Origin of the sequence: Cohnella sp. GCM10012308, assembly GCF_042649185.1 — a bacterium.
Taxonomy (GTDB): domain Bacteria; phylum Bacillota; class Bacilli; order Paenibacillales; family Paenibacillaceae; genus Cohnella.
Map to the genome: position 1 here is coordinate 350,216 of NZ_JBHRYU010000002.1, position 25,661 is coordinate 375,876.

At 62.2% G+C, this 25,661-nt stretch carries 20 protein-coding genes and 1 other annotated feature; of the genes, 1 reads left to right on the forward strand and 19 read right to left on the reverse strand.

Annotated elements, in window-relative coordinates; all coding sequences use genetic code 11:
• Positions 1 to 28 precede the first annotated feature (28 nt).
• From zapA to ACFOTD_RS04785, 7 genes are all read right to left on the reverse strand, one after another.
• The gene (gene zapA / locus ACFOTD_RS04755; protein ID WP_378116242.1) at positions 29 to 4,513 is read right to left on the reverse strand and encodes a cell division protein ZapA; all 4,485 of its coding nucleotides are present in this window, start codon (positions 4,511 to 4,513) and stop codon (positions 29 to 31) included.
• 103 nt (positions 4,514 to 4,616) lie between these two features.
• Entirely contained in the window at positions 4,617 to 7,070 is a 2,454-nt protein-coding gene (pheT, locus tag ACFOTD_RS04760; protein WP_378116244.1) for a phenylalanine--tRNA ligase subunit beta, read from the reverse strand.
• 53 nt (positions 7,071 to 7,123) lie between these two features.
• A complete protein-coding gene (pheS, locus tag ACFOTD_RS04765; RefSeq protein ID WP_378116246.1) occupies positions 7,124 to 8,158 on the reverse strand; it encodes a phenylalanine--tRNA ligase subunit alpha in 1,035 nt (344 codons plus the stop codon).
• An 80-nt stretch (positions 8,159 to 8,238) separates the two neighbouring features.
• Positions 8,239 to 8,514, reverse strand: a binding site (T-box leader).
• A gap of 451 nt (positions 8,515 to 8,965) precedes the next feature.
• Positions 8,966 to 9,583 (reverse strand): YcnI family copper-binding membrane protein, encoded by a 618-nt coding sequence (locus ACFOTD_RS04770; protein WP_378116248.1) that lies wholly within the window; start codon positions 9,581 to 9,583, stop codon positions 8,966 to 8,968.
• A 90-nt stretch (positions 9,584 to 9,673) separates the two neighbouring features.
• Positions 9,674 to 10,411, reverse strand: a complete 738-nt coding sequence (locus ACFOTD_RS04775) for a response regulator (protein ID WP_378116250.1) — start codon at positions 10,409 to 10,411, stop codon at positions 9,674 to 9,676.
• Complete coding sequence (locus ACFOTD_RS04780) at positions 10,380 to 11,249, reverse strand: sensor histidine kinase (RefSeq protein WP_378116252.1); 870 nt, start codon at positions 11,247 to 11,249, stop codon at positions 10,380 to 10,382. The genes ACFOTD_RS04775 and ACFOTD_RS04780 overlap by 32 nt, the downstream gene beginning before the upstream one ends.
• Before the next feature lie 43 nt (positions 11,250 to 11,292).
• Complete coding sequence (locus tag ACFOTD_RS04785; RefSeq protein WP_378116254.1) at positions 11,293 to 12,987, reverse strand: copper resistance CopC/CopD family protein; 1,695 nt, start codon at positions 12,985 to 12,987, stop codon at positions 11,293 to 11,295.
• 396 nt (positions 12,988 to 13,383) lie between these two features.
• On the opposite strand from ACFOTD_RS04785, the gene ACFOTD_RS04790 reads away from it, so the two are divergent.
• Positions 13,384 to 13,689: a hypothetical protein gene (locus tag ACFOTD_RS04790; protein WP_378116256.1), complete on the forward strand. Its 306-nt coding sequence runs from the start codon at positions 13,384 to 13,386 to the stop codon at positions 13,687 to 13,689.
• 96 nt (positions 13,690 to 13,785) lie between these two features.
• Here the strand turns inward: ACFOTD_RS04790 and ACFOTD_RS04795 are convergent, their stop codons facing one another.
• The 12 genes from ACFOTD_RS04795 to pnpS form a co-directional block, all read right to left on the reverse strand.
• Complete coding sequence (locus ACFOTD_RS04795; protein ID WP_378116494.1) at positions 13,786 to 14,754, reverse strand: aldolase catalytic domain-containing protein; 969 nt, start codon at positions 14,752 to 14,754, stop codon at positions 13,786 to 13,788.
• A gap of 227 nt (positions 14,755 to 14,981) precedes the next feature.
• Positions 14,982 to 15,533 (reverse strand): NADPH-dependent FMN reductase, encoded by a 552-nt coding sequence (gene ssuE, locus ACFOTD_RS04800; RefSeq protein ID WP_378116258.1) that lies wholly within the window; start codon positions 15,531 to 15,533, stop codon positions 14,982 to 14,984.
• Positions 15,534 to 15,667: 134 nt separating this feature from the next.
• Complete coding sequence (locus ACFOTD_RS04805) at positions 15,668 to 16,303, reverse strand: hypothetical protein (protein WP_378116260.1); 636 nt, start codon at positions 16,301 to 16,303, stop codon at positions 15,668 to 15,670.
• Positions 16,304 to 16,386: 83 nt separating this feature from the next.
• Positions 16,387 to 17,073 carry an NADPH-dependent oxidoreductase gene (locus ACFOTD_RS04810; protein WP_378116262.1) on the reverse strand — a complete coding sequence of 229 codons (687 nt, stop codon included), beginning with the start codon at positions 17,071 to 17,073 and terminating at the stop codon, positions 16,387 to 16,389.
• 163 nt (positions 17,074 to 17,236) lie between these two features.
• Positions 17,237 to 17,800, reverse strand: a complete 564-nt coding sequence (locus tag ACFOTD_RS04815) for a peroxiredoxin (RefSeq protein WP_378116264.1) — start codon at positions 17,798 to 17,800, stop codon at positions 17,237 to 17,239.
• A gap of 60 nt (positions 17,801 to 17,860) precedes the next feature.
• Positions 17,861 to 18,811 carry a thioredoxin-disulfide reductase gene (trxB, locus tag ACFOTD_RS04820; protein ID WP_378116266.1) on the reverse strand — a complete coding sequence of 317 codons (951 nt, stop codon included), beginning with the start codon at positions 18,809 to 18,811 and terminating at the stop codon, positions 17,861 to 17,863.
• A 193-nt stretch (positions 18,812 to 19,004) separates the two neighbouring features.
• A complete protein-coding gene (locus ACFOTD_RS04825) occupies positions 19,005 to 19,709 on the reverse strand; it encodes a winged helix-turn-helix transcriptional regulator (RefSeq protein ID WP_378116268.1) in 705 nt (234 codons plus the stop codon).
• A complete protein-coding gene (locus ACFOTD_RS04830) occupies positions 19,682 to 20,080 on the reverse strand; it encodes a Fur family transcriptional regulator (RefSeq protein WP_378116271.1) in 399 nt (132 codons plus the stop codon). The genes ACFOTD_RS04825 and ACFOTD_RS04830 overlap by 28 nt, the downstream gene beginning before the upstream one ends.
• A 237-nt stretch (positions 20,081 to 20,317) precedes the next feature.
• Complete coding sequence (locus tag ACFOTD_RS04835; protein WP_378116273.1) at positions 20,318 to 20,623, reverse strand: hypothetical protein; 306 nt, start codon at positions 20,621 to 20,623, stop codon at positions 20,318 to 20,320.
• Positions 20,624 to 20,789: 166 nt separating this feature from the next.
• Entirely contained in the window at positions 20,790 to 22,871 is a 2,082-nt protein-coding gene (locus ACFOTD_RS04840; protein ID WP_378116275.1) for a molybdopterin-containing oxidoreductase family protein, read from the reverse strand.
• 99 nt (positions 22,872 to 22,970) lie between these two features.
• Positions 22,971 to 23,702 carry a response regulator transcription factor gene (locus tag ACFOTD_RS04845; RefSeq protein ID WP_378116496.1) on the reverse strand — a complete coding sequence of 244 codons (732 nt, stop codon included), beginning with the start codon at positions 23,700 to 23,702 and terminating at the stop codon, positions 22,971 to 22,973.
• Positions 23,703 to 23,816: 114 nt separating this feature from the next.
• Positions 23,817 to 25,631, reverse strand: a complete 1,815-nt coding sequence (pnpS, locus tag ACFOTD_RS04850) for a two-component system histidine kinase PnpS (protein WP_378116277.1) — start codon at positions 25,629 to 25,631, stop codon at positions 23,817 to 23,819.
• Positions 25,632 to 25,661 lie beyond the last annotated feature (30 nt).

The following is a 25,661-nucleotide window of genomic DNA, read 5'->3' on the forward strand; positions in this document are numbered from 1 at the left end:
TTTTTAAATGGTAGGCGTGCCGCGACGATCAGGTGTGCTCCTCGAGCATGTCAATCCACTCGTTGTATTCGATCTGCAGCTTGTTGTACTCGATCTTGAGCGCTTCATGCTCGCTGCGAACGCGCTCCAGCTCCTCCGTCAATTGCTCCGTCGCTTCCGTGTCTGCCCGACTCGGCTCGACTTCGCCGACCGCCTGCAGCTGCTGCGCGAGCGCGTCGCGTTCGGCCTGTAGCGAGACGGCGGCTGCCGCCTGCTCCCGGGCCGACTTCAGCTCCTCCTCGGCTCGAAGCAACGACTCACGTTCGCGCTGCTGCTCGCCCGCTGCCTGGCGGAGCTTGCCCTCCAGCGTCTCCAGACGCTCGGAGGCAGCATCGCGCTCCCGCGCCGCCTCTTCGGCTCGCCGCTGGAGCAGCCTGATCGCCTCGGCCGCGGTCTGTTCGCGCTCTGCGAGCTCGTCCGCCAGCTCCTTGAGCCGGTTCGCCTCGCGCTCGGCGGCTTCGCGAGCGTCGGCTTCGTCGCGCAAGCGCTCGGAGGCCGCTTTTTCCGCCTCGATCAGCTCCGCTTCGTGGGCTGCAGCCGCCTGAAGCCGCTGCTCTGCGAATGCGCGCGCCGCGTCAGCTTCGGCCTCGAGCTTCGCGCGCTCCGATTGCCATTCACGCTCGCGTTCCGACCAACGTGCCTGTACCTGGTCGTTCTCCGCGCCGGCCGCTTCGGCGGCGGCCAGCGCGGCGTCGCGGCTGCCGAGCGCTTGCTTCAGCTCGGCCTCGTACAGCTCCTGCGTCACGCGCAGCTCTTCCTCGAGCGATTGACGATCCGAAGCCGCGCCGGCTTCCGCCTGGGTCATCGCCCGGCGCAGCGCTTCGTCATGCGCGTCACGGAGCCGCGAATGCTCTTCGGCCTGCGCGTCGCGAAGGCCGGACAGCTCCTCGGCTTGCGCCGCGCGGAGGCTCGACAGTTCCTCCGCCTGCTCGGCGCGCAGACGATTCAGCTCCGCGCCGCTCTCTTCGCGCTGAAGCTCCAGCTCCAATTGCGCGTCGTCCGCAGCTTGGCGGGCCGCGGCAAGATCAGCTTCGAGCGGTGCGACCGCTTCCTTGAGGGCGTCCTCGCGTGCGGCACCGAGACGCGCAAGCTCCTCAGCTTGCCCTGCGCGGAGCTTCGACAACTCGTCCGCCTGCGCTGCGCGAAGCTTCGACAGTTCCTCGTCCTTCGCCTCCTGCAGACGCGTCAGTACCTCGCTCTGCGCCTCGCTCAGACGCTTCAGCTCTTCGCCGCTTTCTTCGCGCTGCAGCTCCAGCTCAAGACGAGCGTCATCCACAACGCTTCGCAAGGAGGCAAGCTCGGCTTCAAGCGGCGCGACGGCTTCCCCGATCGCAGCCTCGCGCTCGGCTGCAAGCCGCGACAGCGCCTCGGCTTGCGCCTCGCGGAGACGCGCGAGCTCCTCGGCCTGCGCTGCGCGAAGCTTCGCCAGTTCTTCGTCCTTTGCTTCTTGCAGGCGCGACAATTTCTCGCTCTGCGCCGCGTTCAGACGCGTCAGCTCTTCGCTGCTCTCTTCGCGTTGCAGCTCCAGCTCAAGAAGCGCATCGTCCGCAGCGCTACGCGCCGCGGCGAGCTCGGCTTCGAGCGGCGCGGCAGCTTCCTTGACGGCAGCTTCGCGCTCTGCTGCGAGCCGCGACAGTTCCTCGGCTCGCGCCGACCGGAGCGTCGACAGCTCTTCGTCATGCGAAGCGCGAAGCTTCGACAGCTCATCGTCTTTTGCCGCTTGCAGACGGGACAATTGTTCGCTTAACGCCGCGTTCAGACGCGTCAGCTCTTCGCTGCTTTCTTCGCGCTGCAGCTCCAGCTCAAGACGAGCGTCATCCAAGGCGCCGCGCGCCGCGGCGAGCTCGGTCTCGAGAGGCGCGACAGCCTGCTTGAGCGCCGCCTCGCGCTCGGCTGCGAGCTGCGACAGTTCCTCCGCCCGCTCTGCGCGGAGCTTCGACAGCTCTTCGGCTTGCGCTTCGCGAAGATTCGTCAGCTCCTCAGCCTGCGCTGCGCGCAGGCGCGCAACATTCTCGGCGCTCTCCTCGCGCTGCAGTTCCAGCTCAAGTCGCGCGTCGTCCGCGGCGCTTCGCGCCGAGGCGAGCTCGGCTTCAAGCGGCGCGACGGCTTCCCCGAGCGCCGCCTCGCGTTCCGCTGCAAGCCGCGCCAGTTCTTCCGTCCGCTCCGCGCGGAGCTTCGACAGCTCTTCGGCTTGCGCATCGCGAAGCTTCGTCAACTCCTCGCTCTGAGCCGCGCGCAGGCGCGTCAGTTCCTCCGCGCTTTCCTCGCGCTGCAGCTCCAGCTCCAGCCGCGCGTCGTCCGCAGCGCTCCGGACCGAGGCGAGCTCGGCTTGAAGAGGCTCAGCAGCTTCATTCACGGCCGCCTCGCGTTCGGCAGCAGCCGAAGCCCGCGCTTGCGCGAGACGCTGCTCTGCGGCCTCGTCTGCCTCGCGCAAGCGCTCCTCCAGCAGCGCCGCGGCTTCCGCCAGCTGCCGTTCCGTCTGCTCGGCCAGCTGCCGGCGCTCTTCCGCGAAGCGCTGCGCTTCGGCATCGATCTGCCGCTTGGCCGCATCCGCCGCTTGTCCGGCTGCTTCCGACTCCTGCCTGGCGACATCCAGCGACGCCGCCAGCGCCCGGCGCTCCTCGTCGAAGTTCGCCTCCGCCGCCGCTACGGCCTGCCTGGCCGCGGACATCTGCTCGGCCAGCTGCGTATGTAGGCGCTCCACCGTCGCCTTGGCGGCTTCGAGCTCCCCGCCCAGCTCCGTCTTGGCAGCCTCCAGCTCATCGCGGCTCTCGCTCTTGACGGCTTCCAGCGTATCGTGGCTCTCGCGCTTCAGCGTCTCCAGCTCCGCCTGATGGGCGGCGCGCAGACGATCCGCTTCGCCCCGGCTCTCCTTGAGCAAGCGGTCAAGCTCTCCCGCATGCTCGGCGCGGAGCTTGACGACCGCGGCCTCACGGTCGGCCGCCGCGCGCTCCAGCGCTTCGGCCAGCTGGGTGCCGGCCGTCACGCCCTCCGTCTCGCGGGCTTCGCGCTCGAGCTCCAGCTCCAGTCGGAGCTCCTCGAGCTCGGCGTTGTGTCCCGCGCTCAGCCGCTCCAGGTCGGCCAAGTGACCGGACTTCAGCGCTTCAAGCTCGGATGCCCGCTCCGCCGCGTGGCGTTCCCGCTCCTCGGCTTGCCGCGCCTCGAGACCCGCCAGCTCCGCTGCATGGCTCTCCCGGAGCGCGCTCACGCGACCTTCGCCCTCGGCAAGCGCCGCATCCAGGGCATCCTGCATGCGTGCGCGAATCTCCTCGCGCTCCCGCAGCGCCGTCTCCAGCGTCAGCGTCAGCCTCTGCAATTCTTCCTGCTTGCCCTCCAGCAGCAGAGCCAGCTCTTCCTCGTAGCCTTGGCGCATCGCGCGCAGCTCTTCGTCGTGCGACGCCGTCCGCTGGGCCAGCGATTGCTCGTGTCCGTTCTTCAGCGTACCCAGCTCGGCCGCATGCGCCGATCGCAGCGATTCGAGCTCTTCGGCGCGCGAGACGCGCTCATCGCGCAGCTCGGCCTCGAACGTCGCTTGCGCCCGCTCCCGATCGGCTTCCTGCGCAGTCCGAATTCGCGCCAGCTCCGCCGCGTGCGCGGATTTGATCTCGTCCATCGCAGAGGCGTGCGCCTGCCTAAGCGTTTCGTTTTCCTCGGCAAAGAGCTCGGCTTCGGCCGCGTGGTCGGCCTGGATCCGCTCGAGCTCGGCACCGTGTGCCGAGACGGCGCTTTCAAGCTCGGACGCATGTCTTGCGGCCGCCGCTTCCATCTCGGCGCGCTGCGAGGCGGTCGCCTGCTCCAATTCGACCGCATGCGCCGTGCGGGCGCTCGCAAGCTCCGACGCATGCGCGGCCTGAAGACGCTCGAGCTCGGCGCCCTGCGCGGACTTCAAGCTCGCAAGCTCCGCCTCATAGCCGGACGTGCGCCGGTCGAGCTCCGCCGTATGCGCGGCCCGAAGCGCCTCGGCCTCTTCGGCATAAAGCTCGGTCTCGGCTGCGTGGTCGGCCATGATCCGATCGAGCTCGGCTTGATGGACGCTGCGCAGCCGTTCGCGCTCTTCGTCCGCCTTGGCCGTCGCTTCGGCGATGGATTGTTCGGACTTTAGCTTCAGATCGGCCTGCCGCTCGGCGAAGTCCCGCTCCGCGGCTTCCAGCGTCGCGGCGCTCTCGGCCTTGTGCTTGTCCCAGTCGGCCAGCAGCGTCTCGATCTCGGCGGACAGCCGTTTGCGTTCGATTTCCTCGTGGAGGAGCCGCTCGTTTTCCCGGCGGATGCGCATAAGTTCGTCGGCCATATTGACCGAAGCGAGCACGCCTAGCCTCGCCAGATCGAGCCGCGGCGAGCCGCTCGCGATCTTTTGCATCTGATCGCTGACGAGCAAAGCAACCCGTTTCATGTATTCGCTGCTGGTGTGTCCGGTCAACGTGTATTGCGTGCCGTATATGTCAACCGTTACGCGTGTCTTGTCGTCAGCATTCACGGTTATTCCTCCCACGTTCCAACTTAAGCAAAATCGCAGCGAACGTCTCTCAGTCCGCTATTCGCGTTCTGATGTATTCGCTGCGCTTTGCGCCGTTTCCTGCTTATTTGCGAAGCTCCGCGCTGAAAGATTGTTCCAGTCGGGCAACGACGGATTGCTGCGCTTCGGCGATCTCCTCGTCGTTCAGCGTGCGGTCCGGATGACGGTACACGAGCGAGAGCGCGACGCTCTTTTTGCCGGCGCCGAGGCGCTCTCCCGCATAGACGTCGAATACGCGGACGGACTCCAGATACTCGCCCGCAGCCTGCTGCGCGGCCTCTACGAGAGAAGCGCCGGGCACCGATCCGTCGACGACGACGGCCAAGTCCCGCTCCGCGGACGGGAAGCGAGGCAGCGTGCTATAAACGATGTGTGAATCTGCCGCTTCATAGAGCGGCTTCAGATCGATCTCGGCGGCATAGGCGTCGCCCAAGTCGAAGTCGCGTTGCAGCTCGGGGTGCAGCTGGCCGACGTAACCGATCGTCGTGACGCCCGATGCGGTCGCAAGCTTCAATGCCGCCGTGCGGCCCGGATGGAAGTCGGCGGGCTGCGCCTGCTCAAAGCGGACCGCGCCGGCCAGCCCGAGCCGCGCAAGCAACTTCTCTACGACGCCCTTCGCATCGTAGAAGTCGTACGCCGCCGCCGCTTGATTCCAGCCTGCGCCAAGACGATTGCCCGTCAGCAGAAAGGCCAGCCTCGGGTGTTCCGCAGGCAGGGTCGTCAGCTTCTCCTCCGCGGAATGGTACACGCTCGCGATCTCGAACACCGCGGCGTTCGCGTTGCGGCGGGACTTGTTGTAGGAAGCGGCCTCGAGCAGATTCGGCAGCAGCGTCGCCCGGAGCGAGCTGCGTTCCTCGCTCATCGGCATTGCCAGACCGATCGGGCGCATGCCTTCGGCAGCTCCCGACAGCTCAGGGAACAGCGCGGCGCGGCTTGCGGAGGTGACCGAATAGGTCACGGCCTCGCTAAGTCCGGCTTCGGACAGCAGCTTCCGAAGCTCTCTGCGGATCGATTGGGATTTGGTGAGCGCGCCCGTCGTCGTCGGCCCTTCGATGCGGGTCGTCGGAATGCGGTCGTAGCCGTTAAGCCGCGCCACCTCCTCGATCAGGTCCACCGCGCGCGCGATGTCGCCGCGGCGCGTCGGCACGGTGAGCCGCCAGACGCCATCGCCCGCCGGCTCGGCCGCGAACTGGAGCCGCGACCAGATCGTCTTGACCTCGAGCGTGGACAGCGAAGTGCCCAGCATCCGGTTGATACGCTCGAGAGACAGCTCGATCACCGCCGGCGCAGGCGTTGCGAGGCGCACCTCGGCGACCCCGTCGGTGACGAGTCCGCCGGCCGTCTGCGCGATCAGCGAAGCCGCGCGATCCAGCGCGCCGAGCACACGCTCCGGATCGACGCCTTTCTCGAAGCGCGCCGAGGCCTCGGAACGAAGACCGAGCTGGCGCGAGGTCTTGCGAACCGGAGCGCCGGCGAATCTGGCGGATTCAAGCAGGATATCGACCGTGTCCGCCGTCACTTCGGTATCGAGACCGCCCATGACGCCGGCCAGCGCGATCGCATGCGCGTCGTCGGCGATGACGGGCATGTGCGGCTCCAGCTTGCGCTCCTGCCCGTCGAGCGTGACAAGCGTCTCGCCTTCATTTGCGAAGCGAACGCGGACCGTGCCTTTAACCTTGGCCGCATCAAACGCGTGCAGCGGCTGGCCGTACTCCAGCATGACGAAATTCGTGACGTCGACGACGTTGCTGATCGGCCGGATGCCGGCGGCGATCAGCTTATTTTGCAGCCAGAGCGGGGAAGGGCCGATCTTGACGCCCTTTACGACGCGCATCGCGTAGTGGCTGCAAGCTTCGGCCGATTCGATGGCGACCGCGATCGCGTCCGCAGTCTTGTCCGCCGCCGGATACAGCGCCTTACCCGGGTCTGGCAGCGTCAGCGGCAAACCGGTCAGCGCGGCTGTCTCATAAGCGACGCCGAGCAGGCTCAAGCAGTCCGAGCGGTTCGGCGTCAGATCGAGCTCCAGCACCGAGTCGTTCAAGCCGAGCAGGTCGGCGATATCCGTGCCGACCGCTGTCTCTGCAGGCAGCACGAGGATGCCCTCCTGCAGCTCCTTCGGCAGCAGCTTGTCGTTGATGCCCAGCTCTCTCGCGGAGCAGATCATCCCCTGCGACTCGACGCCGCGCAGCTTGGCGCGCTTGATCTGCAGGTCGCCCGGCAGCTTCGCGCCGACAAGCGCGACGGGCACCTTTTGCCCCGCGGCCACGTTAGGCGCCCCGCAGACGATTTGCAGCGTCTCGCCGGTGCCGGCATCGATTTTGCAGACGTTCAGCTTATCCGCGTCCGGATGTTTTTCCTTTTCCAGTACATAGCCGACGACCGTCTTCGTAACGCCTGCGTTGCGGGATACGACGCCGTCGATCTCGATGCCGCCCCTCGTGAGCAGATCGGCGAGCTCCTGCGGCTGGATGCCGCCGAGATCGATATATTCGCTTAACCATTGATAGGATACGTTCACGGGTTATACCGCTCCTTCCTTTTTCACCTTCGCTAAGATACCGGCAGCAGCCGTCACATACGGGCGAATTGCCCGAGGAACCGCAGATCGTTGTTGTAGAAGTGACGAATATCGTCGATGTCGTACTTCAGCAGGGCGATGCGTTCGACGCCCATGCCGAATGCGAAGCCGGACACCTTTTCAGGATCGAAGCCGCCGTGCTCGAGGACCTTCGGATGCACCATGCCGCAGCCGAGAATCTCGATCCAGCCCGAGTGCTTGCACATCCGGCAGCCGTGTCCGCCGCACTGCGTGCAGGTGACGTCGACCTCGGCGCTCGGCTCGGTGAACGGGAAGAAGCTCGGACGCAGACGAATCTGGACCTGCGCGCCGTACATCGCCTGGACGAATTGCAGCAGCGTACCCTTCAGGTCGCTCATGCGAATGTCGGGGCCGACGACGAGTCCTTCGATCTGGTGGAACATGAACGAATGCGTCGCGTCGTCATCGTCGCGGCGGTATACGCGGCCCGGACAAATGACCTTAAGCGGCGTTGCGCCGTCCGCGTTTTTCATCGCGCGGATCTGTACCGGAGAAGTGTGCGTGCGCAGCAGAATCTCGTCCGTAATGTAGAAGGAATCCTGCATGTCCCGCGCCGGATGATCCTTGGGCAGGTTCAAAGCCTCGAAGTTGAAGTAATCGGTCTCGACCTCCGGACCTTCCGCGATCGTATAACCCATCCCGAGGAAAATGTCTTCGATCTCCTGCGTCACCTTGGTCAGCGGATGAACGCTGCCTGTCGCGACGCTCCTGCCCGGCAGCGTGACGTCGATCGTCTCCGCGGCCAGTCTGCGCTCCGTCTCGGCACGGTCGAATGCGGCTTGCTTGTCGGACAGCACGGCCTCGATGGCGGCGCGCACGTCGTTGGCGACCTGCCCGATCACCGGACGTTCCTCGGCGCTGAGGCCGCCCATGCCGCGCAAGATTTCCGTGAGTTGACCCTTTTTGCCCAAATAATGCACGCGCAGATCGTTCAGGCGGCCGGCATCGGCCACCTCCTGCAACTGCGCAAGCGCCTCAACGCGCAGCGCCTCCAACCGGTCCTTCATGATGCCTCTCTCCTTTATCGCTTGGTCTATCGGCCGGCTTGCCCTTATGCGAACCGACAAAAAAGGCCCTTCCTCCCCGTAAAAGGGACGAAAGGACCGTGGTACCACCCTAATTGGAATCTCGCTGACGACAATCTGCAGATGAAGAAACATCGTCAAGTCGGAATTCCCGCTCGAACGGCGTAACGGGCCGCTGCCGGTCCGCTCTACTAGCCAACGCATCGGATCCCGTCGGCATTCAAGCGACTGCTCCGGAGTGAAATTCGGCAGCTCTTCTCCTCGGGCACGCTCTCAGTCTCGGCGTTCCCTCCCTGATCAGGCAGGCGCTGCTTACTTGTCTCCATCTTCGCATTTATTGATTATTGCTTGGAATTACTAGTTATTATAGGGGAACGCGGCACGTCAAGCAAGTCGACGAACGTGAATGGGCTCTCCAGGCCGCCGTTAGCGGCACTGGCTGCCGCTATAGCTCGGCTGCGAGCGTCGATCCGGCCGTTAGCGGCACTGGCTGCCGCTATTGCTTGGCCGCAAGCGCCGATCCCGCCGTTAGCGGTACTGGCTGCCGCTATTGCTCGGCTGCGAGCGTCGATCCGGCCGTTAGCGGCACTGGCCGCCGCTATCGCTCGGCTGCGAGCGCCGATCCGGCCGTTAGCGCCATGCAACAAAGGCAATTTTGCCCGAATGAAGGCGCCAAGCTAGCCGTTAATCGCCCCGATTCCGCTATCGCTCGCAAAAATGCTCCGCGCAAGTTTCCAGCGGCATTTCAAGCCGCTATCGCTTGCGAGGAGCATCATTGCGCCGCTCAGCTTAGCGCGACTTCTTGCGCAGCAGCGCGATCGCCAGCGCCGCCAGTCCCGCCACCAAGCCGGCGATGGCCAGGCCGAGCGTCAGCGGATCCCGTTCGCTGTCCGACGCGTCCGCCGATGCGGCTGCCGTATGTCCGTGACCGTCGCTTCCGGCCGCAGCCGCCGTTACCGTCGTCACCGAAGCCGGCGTATCGGCGTCCGGCGCGCCGCTCCAATCGACGACGGCACCATCAGAGTATGTCTGGTGCGCCTTCCATACCAGCTCCTTCGCGTCCTCCGCGACGTGCCCCTGGAACAGAAACTGCACGAACTCCGTCTCGGTGATGCCTTTGCCGTCGGTCTTCCAGGTGACGGAAACGACTTTGCCGTCCGCGTCCTTCTCGGTCGTGCTCGTCCAACCCGGATACGGCTCGAAGCGCGACACTTCCACGCCGGCAGGGACGTCCAGCTTGACCTGCGTCGTGTTGACGCCTTCGTTTTCGCTCGGGATCCGGATCGTGAATACCTGGTACGCATTTTGCGTGACCTCCGCCGGTTCGACCCGGACGTGCGCGCTTGCCATGCTCGTGTAGCCGAACGCCAACGTGGCGGCGAACAGCAAAGCCCCTATCTTTTTCAACGTCAACCAACCTCTCTATTCCGTGGATAAGCTATATTGTAAGCAACGCCGCTTCTACGCGCATGACCCCAAAGAGCCATGCATTGAACCTCACGGATCGACAATTCCCTGCTCGTACGCATACCTGGTCAGCTGTACCCGATTGCCGAGATGGAGCTTTTGCAAAATGTTTTTCAGATGGTTTTTGACCGTATGCTCCGATACGCCAAGCGCGGCCGCGACGTCGCGGTTGGTGAGTCCTCTTGCCACTTCCAGGAGAATCTCCTTCTCTCTCGGCGTCAGATCCTCGCGCAGCGGCTCGTCGCGCTCCGGAGAACCGGGCCGCTTAAAGGCGCTTGTCGCGTCTGCCGGACTATCGGCCCCTGCCCCTGCTCTTGCATCTGCTCCTCTGTCTCGCCCGCGCCCGGCGAATTCTCTAAGGATCGACAGCGCGATATCCGCGCTCAGCGGGGCGTCGTCCGAAGCGACGGCGCGCAGATATTCCCGCCAGGCCGATGGATTCAGATTTTTGAGCAGATAGCCCTGCGCCCCCTTCTTGAGCGCCTCGAACAGATGGGCGGGCTCGTCGGACACGGTCACGATGACGATCTTGACCCAGGGATAAGCATCCTTGATCGCCTTGGATGCCGCCAGCCCGCCCATTCCAGGCATATGAATGTCCATGAGCACCAGGTCCGGCCTGGCGTCCGGCATGCGTCCGATCGCTTCCTCGCCACTGGCGGCTTCTCCGACGACGGTGAAGTCGGGACATCCTTCCACGATCTCCCGCATGCCCTGCCTCGCGTGTCTGTGGTCGTCAACGAGCAGAATCCGCCATCCGCCGTCCATTTTCATTCGCTCCTTTTTTCGTCAGCTCGATTACCGTCAGGCCGTCCGCGCATGTCGCGCCGAACGTCCACCCCATGCGGCTCGCGCGCTCTCGAACCATGCGCAAGCCGAATCTGCCCGGCGCCTCCAGCGGATCGCCCGCGAAGCCGACGCCGTCGTCGATGACCGCGCAGCGGAAGCCGCCGCCCGGCGTGCGCTCGCCCACGACAAAAACGCGATCCGCGCGGGCATGCTTGCGCACGTTGACCAGCGCTTCGCGCAGGCAGGCGTGCAGCTCGACTTTTTCCTTAATGCCCAGCATATCCTCGGGAATGTCCCAGCGAAACTCCGCCTTCGCCTCGGTCAGAGCCGCCGTCTCGCCGAGCAGCTCGCGCAGCGGCTCCACCCAAGCGTGATCTGCAGCTTCGGGTGGAAGGCGAAGCCTGGCGATCGCCTGGCGCACGTCCTCGTGCACGTCGCGGACCGTCTCCCTCAGCCCGCCTACCGTCGCGGCGCGCGCCGCCTCGTCCGGCGAAGCATCCAGCTTGTCCAGCTTGACAGCCAGCAGAAACAGCGACTGCGCGATGCCGTCATGAAGCTCTCCCGCGAGCCGCTCCCGCTCTTCCAGCGCCGCGCTGAGCGAGCGTTCCCGCTGAAGCGCGCGCTGGGACGATTCCAGCCGCGCGAACAATCCCCTCACGAGCGTGAGCGTCACCGCGAGCACGATGAAGGGCGCAAGGAAATTGCCAAGATCCATCGTCATATACGGCAGCAGAAACGCATGCCTGACATATTCCCACAGGCCGATCGTCAGCGTCGGGATGAGCAGGATCATCCATTTGATCCGGCGGTCGTTCATCGGATTCTCTCCCGTCCCATAAGCTGTAAGCCGTTTGAGAGCGTCAATAGATACGGAAGGTCGTGGATCTCACGATCTCGGTATCGGTGCTGTCCGTCACCCGGATTTGCGCTTCCCAGCGCCCCCGTACCGCCAAGTAAGGTCCCTTCGACTGGAAGGTCGCCTTTGTGAAATCGGGGAAGTCGTCGAGCTCAGAATCTTCGTAGGCTTCGAGCGGCACGTCGATAAAACCGACGTCCCCGCTGCCGAGCGGGCGAAGGCGCAGCGCGACTTTCTTCGGCGCGCCGACGCTGTCAGGCAGCCATATTTTCAGCGTAAACGCGTTGTCTCCAGGTACGCCCGGCGAGATGCGAAGCGTCACGTGCATGTCATTTCCCATCTCGTGGTAGGAGATCGGCTGGTTGGCCGGCAGCGGATTCTGGTATGTCAGCACTCCCACGCTGAGCACGATGGCCCCGAGCAAGCCGAGATCGGCGCGCAGCAGGCCGGCGCGGGGCAGCTCGCCCTTGCGCAGACGCATGCGAATGAAGAAGGCCACGACGACGACCAGCAAAGACAGGCCGACCTTGATGAGCAGCCAGGTTCCCCAGGACGTCTCGAACAAGTAGGAGAGCGTCGGCAAAAACTGCAGCGTGCTGAGCGTTCCTGTCAAAGCGAGCAGCAGGAACGATAGCAGCGCCCACTTGGAAAAGACGAGCGCGAATCTGCCCGCCTCGGGTCTCTCGCGGTGCCAGACGGCGGCGAGGAGCACGAGTCCGCCCGACCAGACGGCCGCAGCGAGCAGATGGACGAAATCGAGCGCGAGCGTATAAGCTTCCGGGGAGAATGCCGCGGCATGCCCGTTCCAGGCTTCCGAGGCAAGCGCGAGCAGCACCCAGGCCAGCCTGAGGTACGTGCCCGCTCCGCGAAGCAGCATCGCGGCAAACGCGAGCACCAGCTGCGCGGCATACAGGCGTCCGACCGTCGTATCGGTCAAGATGCGTCCCCATTCGGAGAACGGCTCGCCTTCGGTCAGGTTCGACATCTGCAGCACGACGTACACAAGCGTCGCGAGCGCGCCGAACTGCGCCGTCCAACCGATCCACGTCTCGCGGGACGACTTCTCCGAGGCAGACGTCTCGCGTCTTAGCCCCCATAACAGCAGCCCGGAGAGCACTAGCAGGGATGCGAAAAACAACACCCGGCTGGCATAAAAAATAAAGCGGGTCGTCGTCAGATCCTGCTCGCCGCCGTGACTGTGGGAGCTATGTCCGAGCTGGGCATGCGGATCAAGCTCGGCCGCATCCGTCAGCGGCGGGGGATTGCCTACCGTGAATACATACGCGCCTTCGACCGGATGCCCGTCCGCGGAGATGACCGAGTAAGTCACCGTATAATGGCCCTCGCCCAGCTTGGGCAGCGCAAGCCGAATTCCCTTCCCCTGGGAGGTTCGCTCCGGCTTGCCCGATGCCACCGTTTTGGAGTCGCTGTTCAAGACGGCCAGACGCGCGGACGAACCGCCGTCAAGCCGTTCGTTAAACGTGAGTTCGACGGCGTCCGGACCCTCTGCGATCTGTGCGTCCTGCGCCGGCGTCGCCCGCTCCAGAACCGCGTGCGCGGCTGCCGCCGGCGCGAAGGCCGCCGCCAAAGAAGCGATCAGGACGAGCCATAGCGCCAGCATGCCCGTTCGCCGGAGCGCCGGCGCGAATCGTTTCCGGGAGCGGCCATCGCGCTTCCCGGCCATTTCGAAGTTTTTCATTTCGCTCCATTACCGCCTTCCATCGGTCCGTAAAATTCGTAACTATCAGTATAAGCGATACCTGTATGCCCCCGCATGACGCGAAGGGGCCATCTTAGTTGCATTTCGGCCGAGCTTGCATGCGCTATCGTATTCGTATATCGTAACGCAGCGATGAAGCCGCTTCAAATCTCGGATCGGCGCGTGCGTCAAACGTCTGGCCACCAGTCGATTCCTGCTCGTTTTGCCCGTATGCCATTTCATCCGCGCTTCTTTCCGCGTTGCGCGCCTACCCCGCGAACGGCTACAATGTATGCATCGTCGGCTACGGCTTTTTGTTTTGTCTATCATAGCCCGCCGCGTTTGTCCCGCCAATCGGATCGGCATTTCCTTTAAACGACTGGAGATTACGCGAATATGGAAACTTTTGAACTGGCATCCCTGCTCGTCCGTCAAGGCGACGAAGAATGGCAGGTCGCCTTCGAGAGAGCGCGGCTGTTCGTCATTCAGCATTACGGCACTTTATCCTGGTACATCGAGCTCGACGGCATGCAGCAGGAAGCGCTGCTCCGGCGGTTCGCAGAATCGCTCGACATCGCGGTATCCGTTCAAGCCGTATCGGTAGGCGGCAAGTCGCTTGGCGGCGACGCCTTTTTCCACCCCAATCCCCAGAAGCATGCCGCCGCGGTCCGCGGGCAAGGCGAGCTTGAGGGCTACCATTGACGCGAAGCGCGCGCAATCGCGCGTATGACATCGCGGCAACGCAAACGGGACGAAGCAGTCAGCGCTGCTTCGTCCCTTTTTTTGAGCCGTTTCGACTTATTTGCCCGGGTAAACCTCGGGGGTCGTCATCTTGTCGTAGAAATCCGTGAAACGGTCGCGCTCCGGCGAAGCGCGCCAGCCCATAGCCGAACGCGGATGCTCGTCGAGCGTGCCGGTGATCATGTCCGGAATGAGGTAGCCCCACTCCTCTTTTTCACGCAGCTTCAGCATATGGCGCTCGATCATGCCAAGCACCGGCCGCAGGCTGTAATTCGGGTTGGTGAGCTTGGCAAGCAGCAGCTCGGTCGGCGTGTTGCCGGCCGCGCGGCCCATGCCGTAGACGGATGCGTCAAGCAGCTCGACGCCGAGGTCCGCGGCGGCCAGCGTATTGGCGAACGCAAGCTGCATGTTGTTGTGCGTGTGCACGCCAAGACGCTTGTGCTTCAGCGTACGCTTGAATTTCTCGACCAGAAAACGCATGTCGTCCGGATCGAGGCTGCCGTAGGAGTCGACGATGTAGACGACGTCGATCGGGCTGTCGCCGATCATGGCGAGCGCTTCGTTGAGCTCGTTGTCCATCACGTTGGACAGCGCCATGATGTTGATCGTCGTCTCGTAGCCGCGCTCATGGAACAGCGTGCCGAGCTCGATCGCCTTCTCCGTATCGCGCGCGTACGTGGCGACGCGGATCAGATCCAGCAGCGACTCGCTTCGCGGCAAGATGTCGTTCTCGTCGACGCGGCCGACATCGACCAGCGCGGACAGCTTCGTATTCAGCTTGTGCGGAATCACCTTGCGCAGAAAGTCGTCGTCCAGGAAACGCCACGGTCCCGCTTGATCGGCGCCCTTCAGGAGGCGCGGCGAATTTTTGTAGCCGATCTCCATATATTCGACGCCGGACTCGTGCAGGCTCTGATACAGATCCTGCACGAATTCGACGCTGAAATCCCAATTGTTGACGAGTCCGCCGTCGCGCACCGTACAATCGACGATTTTGCAATGGCTCGTTTTGCTGTGAATGGTCATCATGACTACCTTCTCCTTTTAGCTGCCTTATCGCTAACGACTATCGTTCGTCTCCATAACATATCACCGTAAATCGCAACATGACATCAATTTTATAACGAAAGGGCGGTTGTCTACAAGCTTTTGCTTATTATTTAATAAAACGCAACCGGCCGGCGGCGCATTCGCCTCCGATCGGTTGCGTATAGAGTTGCGTATAAAAGAAGGCCCGGCGCTTACTCTTAGGCTTAGCCCTGCGCCCGCGAGGTTTGCCAGCGCGCTTCCTGCAAGAGCAGCGAAGTCGCGGCATCGATGCGGCCCGCGATCTCCTCTTCGATCCGGGCTTTGCCGTCATCGCCCCAGGTCACCTGCGTATCCAGCACGAAAACGCCGGTCAGGATATTGCGCGCGCCCAGCACGGACAGCACCGGCTTGAAGGCGTAGTCGATGGCCAGCAAATGCGCGATCGTACCGCCGACGACAAGCGGCAGCACGATTTTATTTTCCAATCCCTTTTGCGGCAGCAAGTCGAGATAAGCTTTTAAAATGCCGGTAAAGGACGCTTTGTAAACGGGAGAAGCGATAACGACGGCATCCGCATCCGCGACGAGTCGATTCGCTTCCGCGATCGCTTCGCTGTCGAAGCGGGCGTGGAGCAGATCCTCCGCAGGCAGATCGCGTACGTTTACGACCGACACCTCAGCGCCGCTCTCCTCGATCTGGCTGCGTACGCGGTCCAGTACGCCGTTAAGTCTGGATTTAGCTGTCGGGCTGCCTTGCAAAATGACGATCTTGGACATGATTGCTCACACCTTTTCCGTTATTCCGATATTAACAATCGGATTTTAATTCATTATATGAGAATACTTCTCCGGGCGTCAAGCTTCGCCCATCGCGAAAAGCCCCGTCTCGGCGCAAAACGGGGCTTCAGGCATCAGGATGCCGAGACGACCTGGGCGACCTCTTCCTCGTGCCGTTCAAGCACCGCGCTGTGGCCGAAGCGGATCAGTCCGTCCTTGTTCGGCAGGCGCAGCTCGAGCTCGCCCGCTTCCGGAACGAGGCGCAGGTCGAACGAGAAGTCGCGTTCGATCTCGTCCGAATGCGCCTGGAGTCCCCCGAATACGAGGGTGCCGTCCGCGCTCAAGGGCTTCTCGATCAGCGTGGAATTGTCGGGCATGGCGAATTTGACGGAGCGCTGTCCGTTCCATAGCACGCCTTCGCCGCCGGCGATCAAATAATTGCCTTTGCGCGTCAGCTTCAGATCAATCGCGAGCGCGCCTTCAAGATCGGTTCCCGATACGTACAACGGATCCTTCTTGGTCATGTCGACCTGGCCGGCCCACTTGGGCAGCGGCTCGACAGACGTAGATTTCAGGTCGAAGTGATACGTCTTCGCCTCCCCGTCGGCCGGCAGCGCCTGCCCAGCCGACGACGAAGCCGATGCCGAAGCGGTCGCGGACGATCCGGTCGGTGCCGATGCGCCGTTCGAATCCGACTTCCCCGTCCCGCATCCGGCGAGCAGCGCCATCGCCAGCAAGGCCGCTGCGGCCCCTTTCCATGTCGGACTCAAAATCGCGTCCATCCTCCTTCAAGCGGCTCGTCTTACGCCGTTGTATCGCAATAGATAGTAGTATAGGACAGCCAAAGACGCGATCACAAGCGCGATGCCGCCCTGTCACAAAAAAGACCCGGATTCACCGCTGCAGGAAGCATTTGCAAATATCGGGTCATCGTCTCGTCATATTGTTCAACCGGGCCTTGCCCTCGCTCGGCGTCATACCGATCCCAGTGGAGCACCGCTTCGACCGGCAGTCGCGGCCGTTGTCCGCTTGGTTGGTCCGGCAGCCCCACGCACATGCCGAACACCGGATACGCCAGGCTTGGAATGCCGAGCAGCGACGATACTTCCTCGATCCGGTTGCGGATGCCTCCGATATAACAAATGCCGTAGCCCATCGACTCCGCTGCGGTCGCCGCGTTCTGCGCGGCAAGCGATGCGTCCACCGTCGCGACGATAAAGCTCTCCGCGGAATCCGCGTAGGTCTCGCCGCCCGGCTCGATATGCGCCGCAGCGGCGCCGGAGAGCCGGTTCAAATCCGCGCACCAGACGAGAAACGCCGGACAAGTCTCGACATATACCTGGTTGCCCGTCAAGACGGACAATTCTCGCTTAAGCGCAGGATCCGTGACCGCGATAACGCTATAAGCCTGCACATTGCTCGACGTCGATGCCATTTGGCCTGCCGACACGATCTCCCGCAGATGCGCCTCCGGAATCGGCGTCGGATCGAACGATCGTACGGAGCGGTGCTGCATAAGCTTCACGACAACCTCGTTCATTGCGTTACCTCCTTTCGGCTGCCGCCTGCCTCTCTAGGCCAAGCAGTCAGCCTCTTCCCATTTTTCCCCTTTTTGTCCATCCCTGAAGCGAAGCGTTCGCCCGGCGAACGGGCAAATGGACCGGAAGTCGCGCTTCCGGTCCATCTTATTTCAGTTATCGGGATTAGCCGAGCGTCTTTTGGCCCGGCTTCCAGTTCACCGGGCACAGGCCCCCGGATTGGAGCGCCTGCAAGATGCGGAGCGTCTCGTCCACGCTGCGGCCGACGTTCATGTCGGTTACGACCTGATAACGCAGCACGCCTTCGGGATCGACGATGAAGAGGCCGCGGTGAGCCGCGCCGGTCGCGTCGTCCAATATGCCATAGGCATGCGCCGTTTCTTTAGTAAAGTCGGATACGATCGGGAACTTGATCGCGCCGATGCCGTTCTGGTCGACCGGCGTCTCGATCCAAGCCTTGTGCGTATAGACGCTATCGACCGACGCGCCCAGCACCTCGCAATTCAACGCTTTGAATTCGTCGTAGCTGTCGCTGAAGCCGCGGATCTCGGTCGGGCACACGAAGGTGAAGTCGAACGGCCAGAAGAAAAACACGAGCCATTTGCCGCGATACTCTTCAAGCGACACTTTTTCCTCGAGCGAATCGAGGTTTTTCGTGGACAGCAGGTTAAAGGAAGGGGCGGGAAGACCGACTTTGGCGAATGGATACGGGTTGGCGATTGTCGTCATATGGGATGAATCCTCCTAGGTGTAGGGTGTAGGGTGAATGATTAGGATGCGAGTTTTTACTTAAAAAACGGCAGCGATGGAAGCCGGCGATTCGTTCGCCTCCAGGAACCGTTCAGCGTCCAGTGCGGCCATACAACCGGTGCCCGCGGCGCTGATCGCTTGGCGGTACTTGCTGTCCTGGACGTCGCCGCAGGCGAATACGCCAGGGATGTTCGTCTCGGTCGTGCCCGGCGTGACGAGGATGTAGCCGGTCTCGTCCGTCTTCAGCTGGCCTTCCAGGAACTTCGTGTTCGGCGTGTGGCCGATCGCCACGAATACGCCTTCCGCTTCGATCAGTTCCTCTTCGCCCGTCTCGTTGTTCAACACCTTGAGGCCCTTCACGCCAAGCGGTCCGGCGACCACTTCAAGCGGCGTGCGATTCAGGCTCCAGCTGATCTTCGCATTCTCGCGGGCACGCTCTTGCATGATCTTCGAGGCGCGCAGCTCGGTGCGGCGGTTGACCAGCGCGACTTCCGACGCGAAGCGGGTCAGGAAGTTCGCTTCCTCCATCGCGGAGTCGCCGCCGCCGATGACGATGATCTTCTTTCCTCTGAAAAAGAAGCCGTCGCAGGTCGCGCATGTGCTCACGCCGCGTCCGACGTTGTCCTTTTCCCCGGGAATGCCCAGGTACTTGGCCGACGCGCCCGTGGATACGATGACGGTCTGCGCCTGCAGCTCTTCCTTGCCGTCTACGGTAAGCGTGAACGGACGCTTGGACAGATCGGCCTTCGTCACCCAGCCGCTGCGGAACTCCGCTCCGAATCGCTGCGCTTGCTTGCGCATATTATCCATCAATTCCGGCCCCATGATACCTTCGGGGAATCCCGGAAAATTCTCGACTTCGGTCGTAGTCGTCAGTTGGCCGCCGGGTTCGGGACCTTCGATGACGAGCGGAGCGAGCCCCGCGCGAGCAAGATAAATGGCTGCGGTCAGTCCCGCAGGGCCCGTGCCGACGATAATCGTATGTCTCATTTGACTCTCTCCTCTCAAGCGCTTGGCGTTCGATGTATTCATCTTATCACCGGTCAACCGTACGGGCATGAAGGCCGAATGAAGGCGTCATGAACGTTTGATGAAGAAAATGCGAAGCCGTTCAAGTCGTCCGATCGTTCAGGTCGTTCCTGTAGCTCCGGTCGTACAGATCGTTTTAGTCCGCCTAATCAGCCTAGTCGGCCGTCCGGTAGCCCACGCCGCGAACGGTCACGATATAAAGCGGATTTTTCGGGTCGTCGCCGAGCTTTTTGCGCAAGCTCTTAATGTGAACGTCGATCGAATTGCTGCCGCCGAAATAGCCTTCGCCCCACAGCTTTTCCATCAAGTCCTGGCGCGACAATACGCCGCCGCCGGCCATGAGCAGCGCCCGCAAGATATCGAACTCCGTCTTGGTCAGCTCTACTCGCCGTCCGTCCCGCTGCACGGTCACCCGCCGGAGATCCATGCGGATGTCCTTGAACGCCGCTTCGTCGGGTCCGGCCAACGGAGCGCTCTTGCCGGCCAGGTCCTCGATCCGGACGAGCAGCGCGCCGACGTCGCCCGGCCAGGCCTCGCTTGAGGTGGCTCCCGAACCCGCATTCGCAGCGTTATTCTGCAGCGCGGCGGGCTCCACCAGGTAGAGCGCAGGCGTCTTAAGCTCTGCCATTCCGCTGAGCGGATCCTGGCCGGCGACGGAACGGTCCGCGATCAGCAGATCGATCTGCAGGCTGGACAGCAGCGCCTCCTGTCCATGGCGGAACACAAGCACGTCGTAGCAGCGTGTCGTCAGCTCTGCGAGCAATGGCTGCAATCGCGCGGGGTACGCGCTGACGACGACGATCCGGCGCGTCGTGTCGCAGTAAGCGCCCATTAATTCTTCTGCTTGGATGTCCGGCATGCGGGGCACTCTCCTTTGAAAATAAATTGCTCGTCCGTCAGCGCGTATCCGCTCTCCTCGGCCACCTTTGCGAGCCATTCTGCCGGCGGAGGCGTCATCACCTCGTCGACTTTGCCGCAGGAGATGCACACGATGTGCGCATGGTCCTCGCCGCGCCCGTCGTACCGGCTCGTCTTGCCCTCGAGCTTCAGCTCATGAATCAGGCCTTCGTCGGTCAAATAGCGGAGCGAGTTGTAAACGGTGGCGTAAGCGACGGACTGTCCCTGCGACTTAAGGCGGTCGATAATATCTGCGGCGGTCGGGTGGTCGTTGGCCTGCATTACGATGTCATAAACAAGCTTGCGGGGGGCCGTCAGATTTCGTTTGGTCATGGGAATCCCCTCTTTATTGGAATTTGGAGTGTTCGTAAAAAGCTCGCTGTAATATTTAAATTTAGATTTAGTTTAAATTTATACAACCATTTTGTCAAGCGGGGCAGTAGCGCTCGCGGCTCCCTTGGCTCTATACTTTTGTCTCATCTCGCGCCCATTTCACCCGATCGCTCGCCGCCATTTCTCCCCATCGCCTCGTGTAGAGAAGGCGATTACCTCTGCTCGCCGCCAATTCACTCAATTGCCTCCTATAGAGAAGGCGATGACCTCCGCTCGCCGCCATTCCACCCCATCGCCTCCTGTAGAGAAGGCGATGACCTCCGCTCGCCGCCATTCCACCCCATCGCCTCCCGTAGAGGAGGCGATGACCTTCGCTCGCCGCCATTTCACCCCATCGCCTTCTGTAGAGAAGGCGATTACCTCTGCTCGCCGCCATTCCACCCCATCGCCTCCCGTAGAGGAGGCGATGACCTCCGCTCGCCACCATTCCACCCAATCGCCTTCTGTAGAGAAGGCGATGACCTCTGCTCGCCACCATTCCACCCCATCGCCTTCTGTAGAGAAGGCGATGACCTCCGCTCGCCACCATTTCTCTCAATCGCCTCCTGTAGAGAAGGCGATTCTAGCTGCATCGCTCCAGCAGATCGCTCAAACGCAAAAAAGAAGCAGGGGACATCCCCTGCTTCCTCCCATCCGCTCCATTCTCGCCTCAGGTCGCGCTGCCGACCGCATCCGCCGGCACTGGCGCCTTCGCGACCGCGACCCGGCCCGAGAAAAACACCGCGCCGCCGCCCATATCGGACAGCCGGTCCGGCGTAAGCGCGTTGACCGCCGCGTTGCGGCCTTCGCTCCTGTCCGCCCAAAGACCCTGGCTGACAACGATGCCGGGCAGAACGTCCTCGCCCACCGAAGCGGTCAGCCAAGCCTCGCCGCGTTCGTTCCAAATGCGCACCTCGTCCCCTTCGACGATGCCAAGGGATTCCGCATCCGCTGAATGCATATGCAGCTTCGGCACTTTTTCCATTCGCGCATGCTTCTCATTATTGGAAAACGTCGAGTTTAAAAAATTATGATTCGGCGCAGGGATGAAGGCGAATGGGTAAGCCTCTTTTCCTTCCTCCGCCAACGGCACGTACGTCGGCAGGGGCGGCAAGCCGTGACGCTCCATCGCCTGCGAATACAGCTCAATCTTGCCGCTCGGCGTCGGCAGCCGGCCCGGGAACAGCGGCTTCACGTCCGCGCGCACGAACTTGTGCTCCACCAACGCCTCGTAGGTGACAGGATCGTAGGCAGAATTGCCCGGGAAATCGACAGCCTGTCGAATCATTTCCGCGTCGTCGTCCTTGAACGCATCATCCGAGTAATCCATTGCCGCGGCGAGCAGGCGAAACACCTCGTTATTCGACTTGCTCTCCCCGTATGGCACCACGACCGGTTGTTGGATTTGCACGTAGTGATGCCAATACGAATGGTACAAATCCGTGTTTTCGAAGGCCGAGGTCGCCGGAAGCACGATGTCCGCGTACTTGGCGGTCTCGGTCAGGAACAAGTCGTGCACGACAGTAAACAGATCTTCCCGAGCCAGACCCTTGCGGACCTTATTCGATTCGGGCGCAACGATGGCGGGATTGCTGTTATACACGTACAGCGAAGAAATCAAAGGTTCCAGCTCCAGCAGCGCGCTGCCGATCCGGTTCATATTGACGCGTCTCGTCTGCCGCCCTCTGCGCAGATCGGGCCGCTCGAGCGCCATGGAGTTGTGCTTGACGTAACCGCCGTTCCCCTTGATCGCTCCGCCGCCCGGCACGAGCCATTGTCCAGTCAGCGCGGGCAGGCAGGCGATCGCGCGTACGTTCATGCCGCCGTTGTCGTGATGCTGGATGCCGTTGCCGATGCGTATAAACGAGGGCAGCGTTTCTCCGTAAAGCCGGGCCAACTCCAAAATATCCGCTTCAGGCACGCCTGTAATGTCCGACACCGTCGCGGGATCGTAAGCTGCCGCATGCTCGCGAAGCTCCTCGTGACCGACCGTGTACTGGCGCAGAAACGCCTCGTCCGTCATTCCTTCGGCGAACAGTACGTGCATGATGCCAAGCGCCAGCGCCGTATCGGTACCGGGCCGCAGCGGGATGAACCAATCCGCCCATTTGCCGGTCCGGTTGCGGTGGACGTCGATCGCGACGATCTTCGCGCCGGCCTTACGCGCTTGTTCCGCAATGGTAACCTGATGCATGTTCGTGCTGACCGCGTTGATTCCCCAGAAAATGAACAGCTTGGCATGAACCGTCTGCTCCGGATCGGTGCCGAAGCTGCCGCCCATCGTATACCGATAGCCGACCGTTCCCGCCGCGTCGCAGATCGTTTTGTCAAGCACGGACGCGTTCATCCGGCTAAAGAACCTGTTCCCCATCCCTTCCGTACCGATCCGGCCCATATTGCCGTAGAAGCTGTAGGGCAGTATACTTTCGGAACCTCGTTCCGCGATAAGCGTTTTCCACCGATCCGTAATTTCTGCGATCGCTTCGTTCCAGGAGATTGGCTCGAATTTCCCCTCGCCCTTGGGACCTACGCGCCGAAGGGGCGTCGTCAGCCGCTTGTCGTCGTAGACGCGCGACGCCATATTGCGCACCTTGTTGCAGATCGCGCCTCGGGTTACCGGGTGATCCGGATCGCCCTCGACCTTGACGATAACCCCTTCCCGCTTGTGTACGAGCAAGCCGCATTGGTCCGGGCAATCAAGCGAGCAGACCGAGCGGAATACCCCTTCCGGCTGCGTAGTATAGTCGTCCATTTCCGTGTCAGCTCCTTTAAATCCGTGCTCCCATTTTAGCACAAAGAAGACGAATCCGCCGTCCATAACTGGCGAATCCGTCTCGCTTAACTAGCCTATTTATGCCTTTCCGGCGATTCCCGTCTTCCGGCTGACCGTCAGCTTGTAGCCGACGCCGCGGATCGATTCGATCTGCACCGATTGCTGGTTCAGCTCGAGCTTTTTGCGCAGCGAACTGACATGCACGTCCACCGTCCGCTGCCCGCCGATATAATCGAAGCCCCATACGACGTTCATCAAGTCGTCGCGCGTAATGACGATGCCCGGGCGTTCGGCCAGGTACAGCAGAACCTCGAACTCCTTGGGACGCAGCGTGATCCATTCGCTGCCGACCTGCACCTCGTATTTGTCCGGATAAATCTGCAGCGCGCCGAGCGAGATCACCTTTTCGCCGGTAGGATCGGACTTGGGCCGGGCCTCCTCGTTGCGCGAGCGCCGCAGCACCGCCGATGTGCGGGCAAGCAGCTCCGCGACGCCGAACGGCTTGGTGATGTAGTCGTCCGCGCCGAGCTTGAGCCCTTGTACGACTTCTTCTTCCGCATTGCGGGCCGTCAGGATGATGACTGGCGTCTTCACGCCATGCTGGCGCAGCTTCTGCAGCACCTCGAAGCCATTCATCCCGGGCAGCATCAAATCCAGGAATATAATCGCATACTCGTCTTGAATCGCCTTGTGCAATCCCTCAGCGCCGTTGCCGATCACTTCGGTCTCGTATCCGTCTTGCGACAAATTGTAGGTGACCAGACGTGCAATGGTAGGTTCGTCTTCAATAATGAGCACCTTGTCCGACATAAGCTCCTCCAGTCCGATCGGTCCGTCTGACGTCCCGGCCTCTTCAGTCAATTTATCATGCCGCCGTAAATCCAGGATCATCCGAATGTCAACGCCACGTAAAATAACGTAATGCTAATAGTCTTGAATAAGCGGGAGTTCGATTACAAAAGTCGATCCGACGCCTACCGTACTCTCCACCCGAATCGTGCCATGATGCAGCTCGACCAGGTGCTTGACGATCGACAGCCCCAATCCCGTGCCGCCGGAGCTGCGCGAGCGGGCTTTGTCGACCCGGTAGAACCGCTCGAAAATGCGGGGCAAATCTTTCTTCGGAATGCCGATGCCCGTATCGGAAACCGTAATCCGGACATGCTCCTCGATATCCCCGCCCTCTTCTCTCTCGGTCTCGACGATGACCGCCTTCACCCGCACCCGGCCGCCTTCCGGCGTATAGCTGATTCCGTTTTGCAGCAGATTCAGCGTGATCTGTCCAAGCCGATCCTCGTCAGCCTCGATGAACAGCTCCTCGGGCGCGTCGAGCTCCAGCGAGATCTCCTTCTTGGCTGCCTCCGTCCCGAGGAACTCCAGCTGCCGCTCGAGGAACGACCTCAGGTCGATCGGGGAAAATTGCAGCGGCGAGCGTCGCGACTCGATCTTGGACAGCTCCAGGATGTCGCCGATCAGACGGTTCAGCCGGTCGCTCTCGTCCTGGATGATCTTCAAGAAGGAACGCGCCGTCTCCGGATCGTTGACCGCGCCGGCGAGCAGCGTCTCCGCGAAGCCTTTGACGGCGGCGACGGGCGTCTTGAGCTCGTGCGATACGTTCGCGACGAATTCGCTGCGCATCCGTTCGAGACGGCGGATCGCGCTCACGTCCTGCAGGACGAGCAGCAAGCCAGGCGCCGTATCGTCGTCCATCGGAATCGGCACCAGATTCAGCTCAAGCAGCCGCTCCTCCGGGTAGTAGACCGTTAGCTCCTCGTGAATCGGCTCGCCGGTCTCGAAGCCGGTGCGAATCAGCTGCAACAGCTCGTACTGCTGCTTGGCCTCGGTATAACTGCGGCCGACCCGCTCCCTTGCCAGGCTGCCGAGCAGAAGCTCGGCGCTCCGGTTGTAAATGCGGATCCGACCGTCCGGGCCGATCATGACGACGCCGCTGATCATATGGTCGAGCACCGATTGCAGATGAAGCTCGTTCCTGCGGATCTCGCCCATATGGTCCTGAAGGTTGGCCGCCATCGCGTTGAGCGCCCGGCCCAGCTCTCCGACCTCGTCCTTGCCCGCGTCGGGAATGCGCACCTTATAATCCATGCCCGCCATCCGCTTGGCCGCGGACGTCATGCGCTCCAGCGGACGCGTGACGCTGAGCGCCACCCTGTAGCTGACGAGCGCCGCCAGCGCGAATACCGCGAGCAGACCGAGCGCGAGCGCCATCCACATGCGATCGAGGCTGTGCTCAACGGCCGATAGAGACATCGCTAACCGGATAACGCCGAGCGCTTCCCCGGTTGCTGCATCCTTCACGGCGTATGCGACATAGAGCATGTTTTCGTTCAAAGTGTCGCTATGCCGGATGCTCCTGCCCATACCGTCCGCCAGCGCTTCCCGTACCTCTTCGCGACCCGCGTGGTTGTCCATCGTGCCGGGCTCATGATCGGAATCGCCGACCACCTCGCCGTTCGTCGCGATGTACGTCACCCGCATGTCCGCGAGCTCCTTGAACCGGACCGCCTGCGCCTGCAGATATTCGGTCTGCGCTTCCTTGGACGCTTCCTTCGGCCAGGGCGCCGCGGCAGAGAGCACGCGAAGCTGCGTCTCCATGTGACTGCCGAGCGCTTCGAGATGGTTGTGCTTGTAAAACTGACCCGTGAAAATGCCTGCCGCCAACACGGACAAACCGATGAGCAGCATAAACAATGCGGTCAGTTTCAAGCGGAATTTGCTCATATGCGCTCCCGTGCGGCTTGCCATGCGAAT